Source organism: Collinsella aerofaciens (genome assembly GCF_040910265.1).
In the GTDB taxonomy this organism is placed as follows: domain Bacteria; phylum Actinomycetota; class Coriobacteriia; order Coriobacteriales; family Coriobacteriaceae; genus Collinsella; species Collinsella aerofaciens_BK.
Genome location: NZ_JBDGAW010000001.1, coordinates 155462 through 169983 on the forward strand (window position 1 = coordinate 155462; position 14522 = coordinate 169983).

8 protein-coding genes are annotated in these 14522 nt (G+C 61.3%); 6 read left to right on the forward strand and 2 right to left on the reverse strand.

The genetic code is table 11. The annotated features are described in order from the left end of the window. Window positions 1-205 precede the first annotated feature (205 nt). The 6 genes from AB5Z14_RS00670 to AB5Z14_RS00695 all read left to right on the forward strand — a co-directional run bounded on the left by AB5Z14_RS00670 (window position 206) and on the right by AB5Z14_RS00695 (window position 12536). The gene (locus AB5Z14_RS00670; RefSeq protein WP_329738358.1) at window positions 206-1774 is read left to right on the forward strand and encodes a threonine/serine exporter family protein; all 1569 of its coding nucleotides are present in this window, start codon (window positions 206-208) and stop codon (window positions 1772-1774) included. A gap of 313 nt (window positions 1775-2087) precedes the next feature. Further along, a complete protein-coding gene (locus AB5Z14_RS00675) occupies window positions 2088-2636 on the forward strand; it encodes a DUF2798 domain-containing protein (RefSeq protein ID WP_270225813.1) in 549 nt (182 codons plus the stop codon). A 281-nt stretch (window positions 2637-2917) separates the two neighbouring features. Further along, window positions 2918-7357 (forward strand): acyl-CoA dehydratase activase, encoded by a 4440-nt coding sequence (locus AB5Z14_RS00680; protein WP_368129893.1) that lies wholly within the window; start codon window positions 2918-2920, stop codon window positions 7355-7357. Next, entirely contained in the window at window positions 7341-8030 is a 690-nt protein-coding gene (locus AB5Z14_RS00685) for a TetR/AcrR family transcriptional regulator (RefSeq protein WP_368129894.1), read from the forward strand. The genes AB5Z14_RS00680 and AB5Z14_RS00685 overlap by 17 nt, the downstream gene beginning before the upstream one ends. Window positions 8031-8222: 192 nt before the next feature. Further along, window positions 8223-10865, forward strand: coding sequence for an ATP-dependent Clp protease ATP-binding subunit (locus tag AB5Z14_RS00690; RefSeq protein ID WP_368129895.1), 2643 nt, complete (start codon window positions 8223-8225; stop codon window positions 10863-10865). A gap of 213 nt (window positions 10866-11078) precedes the next feature. Continuing rightward, window positions 11079-12536 (forward strand): aminoacyl-histidine dipeptidase, encoded by a 1458-nt coding sequence (locus AB5Z14_RS00695; RefSeq protein ID WP_368129896.1) that lies wholly within the window; start codon window positions 11079-11081, stop codon window positions 12534-12536. Between the two features lie 125 nt (window positions 12537-12661). Here AB5Z14_RS00695 and AB5Z14_RS00700 read toward each other — a convergent pair whose 3' ends face one another. After that, on the reverse strand, window positions 12662-13966 hold the full coding sequence (locus tag AB5Z14_RS00700) for a type II toxin-antitoxin system HipA family toxin (protein ID WP_368129897.1): 1305 nt from the start codon (window positions 13964-13966) through the stop codon (window positions 12662-12664). Window positions 13967-13969: 3 nt separating this feature from the next. Next, entirely contained in the window at window positions 13970-14497 is a 528-nt protein-coding gene (locus AB5Z14_RS00705) for a helix-turn-helix domain-containing protein (RefSeq protein WP_368129898.1), read from the reverse strand. Between the last annotated feature and the right edge of the window lie 25 nt (window positions 14498-14522).

Here is a 14522-nt window from a genome sequence, read left to right on the forward strand (position 1 = left end):
CGACCCGCTCGCTGGCGTTGCCAATACATCGACGTTGTCGGAGTAGTCATTGGGGACGTTCTTAAACGACTAGTCGTTGGGGACGCTCTTAAACGTCTGCTCAACGGCTATTGCGCACATGGTTCGCATGACAGCCGTCTCTTTTATGTTTCCTTTAGCCGTTGCTGCCTAGGATGGGGTTAGTCGGTAGGAAGGGAGCACCGGGATGGACGATGCGAGCGAGCGTGCTATCGAAGAGGACATGCTCGATCAGTTCAATTACTTTGATGATGAGGACGAGGAGCTGATCGACCGTCGCGAGCCAGCGCCGCTTGATTCCTTTGATCTGGTCGATGAAGAGCCCGACGAGGACGAGGGCGAATCGGCGGAGCCCTCACAGCCTTCGCGCCTTGACTCGCTGCTTTCGAGAGCCCCCATGCACCACGGTGTCCGTGCCGGCGCGCTCCATATGAAAACTGACTGGCACCAGATCGTGACGGCAGGCGATGAACTTGCCGTCGATGCGCCGCTCACCGATAAATCATCCATCATCTGCCGCACCGGTATGCTTATGCTCGCGAGCGGAACGGGTGCCTGGCGCGTGCGCGATACCATGAATCGTGTTGCTGACGTGCTCGGCGTCACCATCCATGTCGACCTGAGTCTCCTATCGTTTGAGTGCACCTGCATCGAAGATGGCCACTGCTTTAATGAGGTCGTCAGCTTGCCCACAACGGGCGTCAATACCCATCGCATTTGGATGATGGAGAGTTTCCTCAAGGAAATCGAGACCTATGGTCGTCGCTTCACGGTGCACGAGTATCACGAGATGCTCAAGACCGTTGAGAGTTCAAAACCTGATTACGCGCCTTGGCAACAGGGCCTTGCGGCGGCCTGCGCCTGTGGCGCCTTTGTCTTTTTACTTGGTGGCGGTCCTATTGAGATGGCATGCGCGTTCGTAGGCGCGGGTGTCGGCAACTTTGCCCGCTCCCATATTCTTAAGCAGGGCCTTGGTCAGTTCAGCGCGCTGACGACCGGCGTTGCGCTCGCTTGCGTTTCGTATCTGCTGGCATTGCTCGGCCTTGGCCAGGTCATACCGGGGGCAATGTCGCACCAAGAAGGCTATATCGGCGCCATGCTCTTTGTGATTCCCGGCTTTCCGCTCATTACGGCAGGCCTCGACATCGCTAAGCTCGACATGCGAAGCGGTATCGAGCGCCTTTCGTATGCCGTATCGATTATTGTGATGGCGACCCTCGTGGGTTGGATGGTTGCCGAGTGCGTGGGACTGGCGCCGGATGACTTCGCCCCGCTCGGCCTCTCACCGTTGGCTCTTACGCTCTTGCGCATACTGATGAGCTTTATCGGCGTATTTGGCTTCTCGGTTATGTTCAACAGCCCAGTAAAGATGGCAGCGGCGGCAGGGCTCATCGGCGCCGTGTCCAATACCTTGCGTCTTGCGCTCGTCGATGCGCCGACGATGCTTCCCTTCCTGGGGCTGAGTGCGGGCATGCCTCCCGAGGCGGCTGCGTTTATCGGTGCGCTGGTATCGGGGCTGCTCGCGAGCTTAGCTGAAATCAAACTCACCTATCCACGTATCGCCCTCACGGTGCCATCGATTGTCATTATGGTGCCGGGTTTGTATCTGTATCGCTCGATGTATTACATGTGCACCTTCGACACGGTCAATATGCTCGGCTGGTTTGTGCGTGCAGTGCTCATCGTGGCGTTTTTGCCCGTTGGCCTGGGTGTGGCACGTACGCTCACCGACCCTCGCTGGCGCCATACCAGCTAATTGGTGCAAGGGGGACATGTTACTTTGCACCAAATGAGTTGCGGTGAAATAGGGACTGAATTGCTGCTTAAAGGGTCAAAACAGTCCGTATTCCACCGCAACTTAGGGGGTCGGGGGATTATTGGTGCCCTGCATCTTCATAAACTCAACGCTTACGAAGCGCGGGGTTTTCGTGCTAGGCTGGTTCCACCACATAAGTAGTCGCAGACGCACGTATCACGGGCGGGCGAGATGAAGTCCCAACAGCTCCATCTTGCCCGCCCGTTTTTGTTGCGTGATGCCGCGGCGTAACACGGAAAGGACCATGCCCTTTATGCCTATCAACAAACGAGAGAGCCTGCTGTTCACCTTTATCATGTGCTTTTGCATGGTGCTCTGGATGAGCATCTACAACGTTGCCCTGCAGCACGGGGCCATCAACGGCGAGGTCGTTGCCGCTGCGTGGCTCGGCTTCCCCGTTGCCTACATTTTTGCCATGTGCTGCGACTGGTTCGTCGCCAGCCCGCTCGCCAAGGGTTTCGCCTTTAAGTACTTGGTCGCGCCGGGCAAGAGCTCGCCGCTCGCCATGACGCTCGCCGTTAGCTCCTGCATGGTCGTTCCCATGGTCATCATCATGTCGCTGTACGGTGCCTGCGAGGGTCTGACGCACATGCCCGGCGGCATCCTTGCGAACCTGTATTCCGTGCCCGCGATCTGGATGATCAACATCCCGCATAATTTTGTGATGGCGCTGCCGTGGAACCTTTTGGTAGCCGGTCCGATTTCCCACTTCGTCTTCCGTCGCGCCTTCCCTGTGGGGACGGTTTTCGAGGAGGAGCATGCCGAGCTCTTGGAGCAGGCTATGGCTCCTGAGTGCGAGTAGCTCGCTTAGGGATCTGCTGAGCGCGGGCGACTTGCTTGGTTGGAGCCCTAAGCGTGGATAGCTCTCTCGGCGACATCGCGGGCGTGAGCGGTGCGCATGACCGGAGGCCCCGTGCTGCTCCGTTGCCCGACGTGTTAGCGCGCAGAACAATCTGTTGGTGCATTCGGCGGCTGCTGAAGCGTTTCGGCAGCCGCTTTTTATACGGAGTTTAAATACAACAGTCTGTTGTATTACGTAGAGTGGTATATCTCTAGCAGAAAAAATGCGAGAGACGGAGCATTATGGCGTTGCTAGTAGGACTGGACGTAGGGTCGACGACGACCAAAGTTTACGCGATGCACGAGGATATGACCGAGGCGTGGTGGGGATATCGCCGCCACGGGGCGTGTCAGACAGCGAGCGTGCGCGCCATGCTCGGCGAGCTCGCCGAGCGCTTTCCCCATGAGTCGCTGCGCGTTGCGGTGACCGGCTCGGGTGCGCGCGATATCGCGACCGCGCTGGGCGCCTCGTACGTTCAGGAGGTGGTCGCCAACGCGCTCGCGATCAGCAGGTTCTATCCGCAGACGCGCTGCGCCATCGAGCTGGGCGGCCAAGACGCCAAGATGATCTTCTTCCGCACCAACGATAAGGGAGACATCGAGGTTGCCGACATGCGCATGAACGGCTCGTGCGCAGGCGGTACCGGTGCATTTATCGACGAGATGGCAAAGCTCATGGGGGTCGGCACCGAATCGGGCGAGTTCGAGCAGCTCGCAAGCCGGGGAACGACCGTCCACGAGGTCTCGGGCCGCTGCGGCGTGTACGCAAAGACCGATATCCAGCCGCTGCTCAACGAGGGCATTCCTACCACCGACCTGGCGCTTTCGGCGCTTCACGCGGTCGCCCGCCAAACGATCGGCGGTCTGGCCCAGGGTATCGACATCGAGCCGCCGGTAATCTTCGAGGGCGGTACGCTCGCCTACAACCCCACGCTGGTCCGCGTGTTCCGGGAGCAACTGAATCTATCGGACGATCAGGTTATCGTCCCGCGCGATCCGCAGATCATGGTCGCGCGCGGTGCCGCCCTGTCGCTGACCGACATGTTCGCATCGTCCCAACCGATCGACCTTCCCGACGCTTTTGTCCGGCTGGATAAGCTCGAGACGGTCGCGCCCGCAAGCGGGGAGGGACGTCTTGCCCAGCCCTTTTTTGCCACACCTGCCGAGCAGGCGGATTTTACGGCACGCCATGGCAAAGAGACGCCGGCAAAGGGTCCGGATGCGTATGCGCCCGGAGAGACGGTGCGTGTGGCGCTCGGTATCGATTCGGGGAGCACGACGACCAAGTTCGCCCTGGTCGATGAGGCGGGTGAGCTTGTCGATTCGTTCTACGCGTCTAATAACGGCAGACCGCTCGACGTCGCCCAACAGGGTCTTGTCAGCTTGAAGAACCGCTGGGAGACAGCGGGAGTCACGCTTGCGATCGATGCCGTGGGCACCACGGGATACGGCGAGGAGCTTTTCGCGCGCGCGTTCCACGCCGACTACCATACGGTCGAGACGGTCGCGCACGCCCGCGCCGCGTGCGCATGCGTTCCCGATGCGACCTTCGTGCTCGACATCGGCGGACAGGATATGAAGGCCATCTGGCTCAACCACGGCGTGCTGACCGATATCGTCGTCAACGAGGCGTGCTCTGCGGGCTGCGGCTCGTTCCTCGAGGGTTTTGCCAAAAACCTCGGAATAGCCGTTGAGGATATCGCGACCGAGGCATTTTCGTCCAAAGCCCCCGCCGTTCTCGGCAGCCGCTGCACGGTGTTCATGAACAGCAGCGTCGTTTCCGAGCAGCGGCGCGGTAAGGGTCCGGGCGACATCATGGCTGGTCTCTGCCGTTCGATTATCGAGAACGTGTTCACCAAGGTCATTCGCGTTTCAAATCTCAACCGTCTGGGCGACAAAGTCGTCGTCCAGGGCGGCACGTTCCGAAACGACGCGGTGCTGCGCGCATTCGAGCAGTATCTGAGCAAACCCGTCACGCGTGCGCCCCACCCGGGGCTGATGGGCGCTATCGGTATCGCCCTGCTCGCGCGCGAGGAATGCCGCAAGGGCGACGCCGGCACGTCGTTTATCGGGCTCGATGCCGTGGAGCGCTTCGAGCATCGCGAGTTCGGCGGCGTTACCTGCCGTCGGTGCAACAACCGCTGCCAGCGCGCGGTCGTGGCATTTGGCGACGGCTCGCTTTACGTCACGGGCAATCGCTGCCCGCGCGGCGGCGCCATCTCATGGGATGAGCTCGTGCGCGAGGTTCCCGCGGCGGAGGAGCTGCGTCCGCAGGGTGCTTGCGAGGCACAGGCACCCGGCACGGGGCGCGACCGAACCGCGGCTGCCCCCAATCTCTTTGTCGACCGCGAGAAGCTGCTGTTCGAGTCATGCCCCACGGTTCCCGTCTGCGGGGGGCGCGATGTCACGATCGGCATTCCCCGTGTGCTCGAGTTCTGGGACACCATGCCGTTCTGGTCGACGTTCTTCAGCACGCTCGGCTTTAAGGTGCGCGTCTCGGGACGCAGCACCAAGGCGATGTACGAGCGCGGTCTGGCGCACGTCACATCCGACACCGTGTGCTTCCCGGCCAAGCTCGTCCACGGGCACATCTGCAATCTCGTCGACGCCGGCGTCGACCGCATCTTCATGCCCATCATCACGACGGTGCCCACCGAAAACACCGCCTCTACCAGCGAGTGGATGTGCGCCGTCGTAAAGGGATACCCCTACGTGATGCGCAATTCCGATAACCCGGAGGAGCGTTTCGGCGTTCCGTTCGATACGCCGCTGTTCCACTGGTACGACGAGGGCGACCGAAACCGCCAGCTCAAGGCGTGGTGCAAGGAGACCTTCGATATCGATGCCGACCTGGTTGCCAAGGCGACCGAGCAGGCGGACCGCGCGCAGCAGACGTTTGAGAACCAGCTGCAGCTGCGCGGCAGGCAGGTGCTCGAGAACGTGCGCGAGGACGGCGGCTACGCGGTGGTGATCGCTTCGCGCCCGTACCACAACGACCCGCTGGTCAACCACGGGCTGCCCAAGCTCTTCTCTGAGCGCGGCATCCCCGTGCTGACGCCCGATGCGGTGCCGGGGGTCTGCAACGTCGATCTTTCCAACAGCCGCATCGACATCGTGAACAACTACCATGCGCGCATGCTGTCGTGCGCGGTCATCGTCGCATCGACGCCCGAGCTCGAGCTCGTGCAGATGGGCAGCTTCGGCTGCGGCCACGATGCGTATCTCACCGACGAGATCGCGCGCATGATGGGCGAGATGGGCTCCAAGGTTCCGATGATGATCAAGCTCGATGAGAGCGACGTCGCCGGTCCCATGGGCATTCGCGTGCGTTCGTTTATCGAGTCGGTCAACCGTCGTCGCGCGGAGGAGCGTGCCGAGGGCGCCCGGGTGCACGCGGTCCATCCGCTCGACGACCCGTATAAGGTCAAGTACACCAAGCGCGACCGGCACGACAAGATCGCGCTGGTCCCCAACACCTCCCATGCGTTCTGCAGGCTCATGACCGCGGCGATGCGCAATCAGGGCGTGCGCGCCGAGGCCCTTGATATCGGGCGCGAGGATGCCATCCGCCTGGGCAAACGCTATGTGCACAACGACATCTGCTTCCCCGCGCAAATCGTGATCGGCGAGGCGCTCGCGGCACTCGAGAGCGGTAAGTACGACCCGCACGACGTCGCCGTGGTGACTGGCAAGTATATCGGCGACTGCCGCCTGACGCACTACATGCCCCTGCTGCGCCGCGCGCTCGACGACGCGGGATACGACTATGTCCCGGTGCTCACCAACGACGACGTCGATGCCCACAATGCGCATCCGGGCTTCAAGCTCGGCCTTGGCCCGAGCATCCAGATCGCCTACGGTCTTCCCATGATCGATACCCTCGAGGCCATGCTTAGGCGCATCCGTCCCTACGAGCTCGAGAAGGGCGCGGCGGACGCTGCGTTCGACCGCGCGCTCGATGAGGTTATCGAGGGCATGGAGCGCTCCGGGCTGAGAGGCCAGGCGACGGGCTTCAAACGCGCGCTTGCGATCATGGACGCCGTTCCGTACGACCGCTCGAACCCGCATCCGACCGTTCTCATCGTGGGCGAGTACCTGCTCAATTTCCATCTCGGCGCCAACCACGAGATCGAGCGCTACCTCGAGGACAACGGGCTCGAGGTCATCGAGGCGCGCATGACCGACGTGATCCGCAAGACCTATTTCTACAAGCATGCGCAGTCGCGCGAGTTCCACGTCGACCTGTCGCTGCCCGAAAAGGCCTGGTACGCCACGGCGGACAACCTGTTCGAGCTCGCGCACGACCGTTGCGACCGCCTGGGCGCGGCGAGCCCGCTCTACGAGCCGCCGACGCGCATGCCCGAGCTCGTGCGCGCGAGCGATAAGATCCTGCACCATACGTTCGATGCGGGCGAGGGCGTGCTGATTCCGGCGGAGATCCTCGAGCACGCCAAGCGCGGCTGCCGCAACTTCGTGATCCTGCAGCCGTTCGGGTGTCTGCCCAACCATGTCGTGGGGCGCGGGCTCATCCATGCGCTCAAGGAGCAGTATCCCACGGCGCAGTTCCTGCCGCTCGACTACGATCCCGACGTGAGCTTCGCCAACGTGGAGAACCGTCTTCAGATGCTCATCATGAACGCCAAGGCGCAGGGGTGCGGTGAGGCGCATGGCGAGACCGCGTAAGGACGCCGATGCGCCCGATGCACGCACCCGTATCATCGAGGCGTTTTGGGAGCTCATCGAGAACAACAGCATCTTCGAGCTGTCGGTTGGCGAGGTGACCCGCGCCGCCCGGTGCAATCGCGGAACGTTTTACTACTATTTTCACGATTTCGATGAACTCGTCGCCATCGCCATAGCCCAGCTGCTGCAGGATAACGAGCTCATCACCGATGCCCTCTGGCATTTTTCGAGCGAGGGCGACCTTTCGGCGTTCGACCGGCGCGACGTCCGCTGCCTGCTGCGGCGCATCGTCATCACCATGAGAGCGGGTGCCGCCGAGCAGGTCGTGCAGGGCATCCATACGATCATCATCGACCGCGTGAGAGAGATCGTCCACCCCGACGGAGAAGAGCTCAAGGCGGATTCGAGCTTTGCGGTGGGCTTTCTGGTCTCGGGCATCATGGACTTTGTGATGGCGGTCGGCTTTGCCCGGGAGGGCGGCGAGGAGATAGACCTCGAGCAGCTGGGGGACAGCGCGTGCGCGTACCTGAGGGCGGTCGCCATGCAGACGGTGGAAACGGTCGCGCAAGTCGAGGGTGTCGATACATCCGAGCTGCTCGAACGCGTCTCCAAGGAGGCCGATGCCTATCGCACATCGCGTGCGACGAGTCCCGACGTGGTGAAAGACGCCTAGGGTTTCTCTTGCGGGGCGCCTGTCGCGCATCGCGCGGTGAGTCCCGCGATGCGGTCATAACCTGCATTCATGTGAGCCGGGTTTATAGATATTCCTCCAGCTGTTAACATAGACAACCTGTGGGTAAAGAGACAAAAGCGCCGCCGACGGGCGGGCGTTTTGATTTCGATGAACTCATGTAAGGAAACGAGCATGTTAGATAGATTTACCGATCGAGCGCGCAAGGTCATGTCGATGGCCAAACAGGAGGCGCTCGATCTTCATTCAAATAAGGTGGGCACCGAGCACCTGCTGCTCGCGCTTGCCAAGGAGGACGAGGGCATTGCCGCCGAGGCACTGCGTTCGCTCGACATCTCCTACGATGACATCATGGATACTCTCAAAGAGGTCCAGACCACGGTTCCCGAGCCCAGTGAGGAGACCGAGGCGGCCAAGCTCGCCTTTACGCCGCTCGTCATTAGCGTGATGGAGCGTTCATTCCGCGTGGCGCGTGAGAACAACCAGACCTACGTGTCGACCGAGCACTTGCTGATCGGCATCGTCGAAGAGGGCAACGGCATGGCCATGGACATCCTCATGCGCCTAGGTGTGTCGTCCGCCTCCATCAAAAAGGCTATCGAGAAACTCACCGCCAAGGACCAGGACAAGAAGCGTCCGCTCGCCGGCGCCGGTGCTGGTCGTCCCGGTGCGGGCCTGCCGTTCTTTAGCGGCTCGGATGCCTCTCAGCAAAAGGGGAGTGGCACCGATACGCTTAAGCAGTTCGCGACCAACCTCACACAGAAGGCGCGCGACGGCGAGCTCGACCCTGTAATCGGTCGCGAAAAGGAAGTCCAGCGTATGATGGAAATTCTTTCGCGCCGCACCAAGAACAACCCGCTCATTCTGGGCGACCCCGGCGTGGGCAAGACGGCCATTGTCGAGGGCCTAGCTCAGCAGATTGCAGCCGGCAACGTGCCCGAGAACCTCATGAACCAGAATATCTGGACGCTCGACCTGCCGGGCCTCGTGGCGGGTGCCAAGTATCGCGGCGAGTTTGAGGAGCGCCTCAAGAACGTGATCCAGGAGGCCACCGAAGCCGATGACGTCATCCTGTTTATCGACGAGATGCACACCATCATCGGTGCCGGTTCTGCCGAGGGTTCCATCGACGCGAGCTCTATGCTCAAGCCCGTGCTTGCGCGCGGTGCCTTCCAGATTATCGGCGCCACCACGGCCGAGGAATTCCGCAAGTACCTCACCAAGGATCCGGCCTTTGAGCGTCGTTTCCAGACCATCGATGTCGAGGAGCCGAGCGTTGAGGACACGGTCAAGATCCTGACCGCACTCAAGCCGCGCTACGAGGAGCACCACCATGTGCGCTATACGCAGGGTGCTATCGAGGCCGCCGCGAACCTTTCCAACCGCTACATCCAGGATCGCTTCCTGCCCGATAAGGCTATCGACCTCATTGACGAGGCCGGTGCCCGCGCTCGCATCGCCGCGAATCGCGCGCCCGAGCCGGTGCGTGAGGCCGAGCATCGCGTGGAGGAGCTCAAGGCCGCCGCGCAGGAGGCCACCGAGAGCGACGATATGAACAAGGCCGCCGAGATCACCGAGCAGCAGAAAGCTGCCGAGATTGAGCTCGCCGAGGCCAAGGCCGCCTGGACGGCCGAGCTCGACGCCAGCCCGCTCACCATCGACGTGAGCCAGATCGCCGATATCGTGTCCGTGACTTCGGGCGTGCCGGTGTCCTCGCTTACCGAGAGCGAGAGCCGTCGCCTGCTGCAAGCCGAAAGCGTGCTCAAGACGCGCATTATCGGTCAGGATGAGGCTGTCGAGGCCGTTGCCAAGGCCGTGCGCCGCAGCCGCTCGCCGCTCAAGGATCCGCGTCGCCCCGGCGGCAGCTTTATCTTCCTTGGTCCCACCGGCACGGGCAAGACCGAGCTCGCCAAGACGCTCGCCGAGTACCTCTTTGGCAGCAAGGATGCACTCATCAGCTTCGACATGTCCGAGTTCGGTAGCGAGTTCGAGGTCTCCAAGCTCATCGGTAGCCCTCCGGGTTACGTCGGTCACGACGAGGGCGGCCAGCTCACCAAGGCCGTTCGTCGCCACCCGTACTCGGTCGTGCTGTTCGACGAGATCGAGAAGGCGCACCCCGATATCTTCAACATCTTGCTGCAGGTGCTGGAGGAGGGCCGCCTGACCGATAGCCAGGGCAAGACGGTCGACTTCCGCAACACCGTGATCATCATGACGTCCAACGTGGGCGCTCGCGAGATTGCGCAGGATGCGAGCGTTGGCTTTGGCACCACCGGCGAGCAAGGTCTCACGTCGAGTGAGATCCGTGGTCGCGCGATGGGCGAGCTCAAGCGCCTGTTCCGCCCCGAGCTGCTCAACCGTATCGACGACATCGTGGTGTTCCAGAAGCTCTCGGGCGAGAATCTCACCAAGATCGCGCACCTGCTGGTGGGCGACCTGCGTCAGCGTTTGATTGCCAACGGCATGAACATCAAGCTCACCGATGCGGCCTATGACAAGATCGTGGCCGAGGGCACCGACCTCACCAACGGTGCGCGTCCGCTGCGCCGTGCTATTCAAAAGCTTATCGAGGACCCGCTGTCCGAGGAGCTTCTGGCCGGCGAGTGGGGCGAGGGCGATACCGTCCTGTGCGACGTGGCCGATGGCAAGTTTGTCTTTAGCCACGGCACGGGCGAGATCCCGGCCCCGCGTCCGGCGGGCACGCTCGGCGGCGATACCGCCCCGGCGGCACCGCACACCGGCAACGCCGTGCCCGTGAGCGGCGGCGTGACCTCGGGCCCCGGCGGCATGATGCAAGCCGGTTCCGGCGCGCTGTAGGGCGTGGCGACAATTTGATACGCGCAATCGAGGCGCTCTGGCAAGGGCGCCTCGATTTGTAGAGCTGCGAAGTTGTGACCGTTACGCTATGCGGTCAACCGTTAGCCGATGATGCGAGGGCGCTCGGCGTTTTCGACTGGTTTATGCACGTAAAGTCTGGGAATATACAAGGCGCATGTCTTATTGTCTAACCAGTTGCGCCAAGGAGGCACCATGGACTACAAGATTACTGGCTACGAGCCCGCCCAGCTGTTCCATTTCTTTGAGGAGATCAGCGCGATCCCCCGTGGGTCTGGCAACGAGAAGGGCATCAGCGATTTCCTGGTTGCGTTTGCCAAGGAGCGCGGCCTCGACGTGTATCAGGACGAGGTCTACAACGTCATCATTCGCAAGCCCGCATCTGCCGGCGCCGAGAATGCCCCGACCGTGATGCTGCAGGGCCACATCGACATGGTGTGCGACAAGCTGGGCTCCGTTGAGCATGACTTTACGACCGATGGTATCGACCTGGTCGTCAAGGATGGCGTCCTCACCGCTAACGGTACCACGCTGGGCGCCGACAACGGTATCGCCGTCGCTCTGATGCTCACCGTGCTCAACGACGATTCGATTGCTCATCCGGCCCTCGAGTGCGTATTCACCACCGACGAGGAGACTGGCCTGGTCGGCGCCGAGACGCTCGACAAATCCCAGATCAGCGCCCGCACCATGATCAACCTCGATTCCGAGGAGGAGGGCGTGGCCACCGTCAGCTGCGCCGGCGGCGTCGTTGTTACCTACACCTGCCCCATCGTGCGCGAGCACAAGACCGGCAGCACCCTTACGCTCGAGATCTCTGGCCTGCTGGGTGGCCACTCCGGCGCCGACATCAACCTGGAGCGCGGCAACGGCAACCTCATCATGGCCCGCATCATCGACCGCCTGATGGTTGCCGGCGAGCCCGCCATCGTTAGCTTTAACGGCGGCACCAAGGACAACGCCATCAACCGTGAGTGCAAGGCCGAGCTGGTTTACGCCGACCACGCTGCCGCCGAGGCCGCGGCCGAGATCGCAAAGGGCATCATCGCCGACGTCACTGCCGAGCTCGAGGTCTTCGACCCCGGCTTTACCTGCACCGTCGAGATTGCCGACGACGCCGAGGTCGAGGCCATGGACCAGAAGTCCGCACTTGCCCTCATTCGCGCTCTGCGTCTTGCCCCCAATGGTGTAATCCGCCGCAACGTCGCCACCGACGGCTCCGTCGAGGTTTCCTCCAACATCGGCGTGGTTGCCACCTCTGACGACCAGGTCAAGATCATGCTGTCCCCGCGCTCCTCGATCACCTCGCTGCAGAACGAGTTCAAGGACCGCCTGCAGACGCTGGCCGATGTCCTGGGCTTCGACGCCAAGTTTGAGTTCGAGTATCCCGGCTGGAGCTATGCCGAGCATTCGCCGGTCCGCGACATCTTTGTCGAGAGCTATCGTGAGCTCTTTGGCTCCGAGCTGCGCATCGAGTCCATCCATGCCGGCCTTGAGTGCGGCCTGTTTGCCGAGGCCCTGCACGGCCTGGACGCCATCGCCGTGGGCCCGACGCTCTCCGATGTCCACACCCCGGACGAGAGCATGGAGCTCGCTTCTGCCGAGCGCTTCTACGAGCTGCTCATCGACGTCCTCAAGCGCCTTGCTGCATAAAGGCTGCGCTAGCAGCAGTCCGGGCTACGTGCCGGTGGATTGCAAATGACATTATGAGAGGGGGCATCCGAGCTTTTGCGACGGGTGCCCCTCTCTTCTTTTAAGAAATGGGAAATTGTGGCCACCTAGCCCATATCCGCCCTGATGAGGTCGAGGGTTCGCTGGCAGTTTTCGCGGACGGGGCCGAGCATATGCTCTCGCAGGTCCGCCATGCCGGGCAGGTCGGCGTATTCATCCATGACCTCTTCCATGCAAATGGGCACCTCGTAGGCGAGGTCCATCATGGTCGTAAAGCAAAACTTCTCGGATAGCCCGGCATCGGTGAGTGCCGCCTCCAGCGCGGGGTCGCCCATACCGTGGTATCGGCGGATAGCGCCTGGACCGATGCGCCCCACACGATTTTCGCCGCCAACGCTCATGGCGAGGCGCGCTCGGCGGCGCATACGCTCATATGCCAAACCCGACGCGACATCGTACATTCGAGCCATCATGACTGCGCCGTCGTTTCCAAGGAGCAGGGAATAGTTTTTCGCATGCGCATCCGGTGCGCCGATAATGGCGTTGAAGAACAGTATCTGCGTAAACAGATATAGGTTAAGTTGATGGTGGCTCGTATTTGCGAGGAGCTCTTGAATGTCGCGGGTGGTCGGGCCGCCGTCTGCCGTGTACTTTTGAGCGGGCATCACTCCAAGAGCCTGACAGAGGTCTTCTTGGTGTAGACGCATGATTGTTCCGTCTTTGACTTTCACACGGTCATAGCGCTCAACAATGAGGGCGGGTTCGTCCTCAAATAAGCGATACTCAACGTTCGCCGTTGCGATACCCGCGCGCTGGGCGCTTTTCATGCAGACAAACTCATTAAGAGCCTCAAGTTTAAATCCGATGACGCCATTTTTGAAAATATGCGTCGTGGGCAAGGAGCCCACGCATTCGCACCAGCGACCGTCTATGAGTGCGAGAGCGAACTTGCCCTGATTGCCTCCAAGTGACCAACTTTCATCTAGGCCCATCCACGATGCCTCGCGGTCATCTCTGATCGACTTGAGGCGCAAGGCAATCTCGTGGTCGTCTATAGGGCGGTATTCGCCAGTGCGATGCAAGACGGCGTCGATATCTTCTTCGGCGCAAAACTGCACTCCGCCCGGACAGTCGAGTCCGATATGGCTGAGCAGCGCAACGGGATTATTGGGCCTGGCGTCGAATTCGGCGGCAATCGCTTTTCGTTGGTCCTCGCTGTCGGGCAGAAGGCCAAACAAGTACGGATTCATGACCTGTTGGCCGTATGTGCGATTTGATACGGGAATGTTGGTCGATAGGGCTGGCCCGTCATAATCTTGATCGTAGGCAAAACTGACCAGGCCGCTCTCATCTTGCATGAGCGTTCCTGCGGGTACACCGCAAATAATAGTCCGAAGCGTTTTTCTGGCCATTGGCTATCTTCCTTCGGGCTTGGTTTGGGCAGATGCGCTTGCGGCAATCGAGACTCCGAGATTGGACATGGCGAAATCGGCGAAGGCCTTGTCGTAGAACTCGGACGTAAAGAGGGTATCTGGAAGAGCTGGAATGGCTGCGCCGCGTCGGTTGCGATGGTGAAGACGTTGAGCGTGATGGCACCTGGGGGTGCTACAAGGTTGCAAATCGGCATGCGGGGCGTCGGTTGGCTGCTCATGTTTCGTGTCGTCGATATTCCCTTGAGCAACTAGAGCAAGTCCGAGAGCACCGAAAACCGCCAGCAGCTTGTCGAGTCGAATGCCGGTGGCGTCGCCCAGCTCGAGCGATGCGAGCAGGCGCTCCGAAACACCGGCCTTTTTAGCGAGGGTCGCACGGGTGAGACCCTGCGCCTCGCGTGCCTGGCGCACGTAGATGCCAGCTTGGCGCGGTGTGGTGATGGGAAGGGTGTCCACGGCGATCTCCAAACATGCAGACTTTTGCATATCAGTATGACATGCAAAAGTCTGCATGAAAAGGCCTCATGCAAAACTCTGC

Bases quoted from the DNA above. Each gene is read 5' to 3' on its own strand.
- AB5Z14_RS00680 (WP_368129893.1), top strand. From the start codon at position 2,918: ATGGCGTTGCTAGTAGGACTGGACGTAGGGTCGACGACGACCAAAGTT.
- AB5Z14_RS00695 (WP_368129896.1), top strand. From the start codon at position 11,079: ATGGACTACAAGATTACTGGCTACGAGCCCGCCCAGCTGTTCCATTTC.
- AB5Z14_RS00675 (WP_270225813.1), top strand. From the start codon at position 2,088: ATGCCTATCAACAAACGAGAGAGCCTGCTGTTCACCTTTATCATGTGC.
- AB5Z14_RS00700 (WP_368129897.1), bottom strand. From the start codon at position 13,966: ATGGCCAGAAAAACGCTTCGGACTATTATTTGCGGTGTACCCGCAGGA.
- AB5Z14_RS00685 (WP_368129894.1), top strand. From the start codon at position 7,341: ATGGCGAGACCGCGTAAGGACGCCGATGCGCCCGATGCACGCACCCGT.
- AB5Z14_RS00705 (WP_368129898.1), bottom strand. From the start codon at position 14,497: ATGCAGACTTTTGCATGTCATACTGATATGCAAAAGTCTGCATGTTTG.
- AB5Z14_RS00690 (WP_368129895.1), top strand. From the start codon at position 8,223: ATGTTAGATAGATTTACCGATCGAGCGCGCAAGGTCATGTCGATGGCC.
- AB5Z14_RS00670 (WP_329738358.1), top strand. From the start codon at position 206: ATGGACGATGCGAGCGAGCGTGCTATCGAAGAGGACATGCTCGATCAG.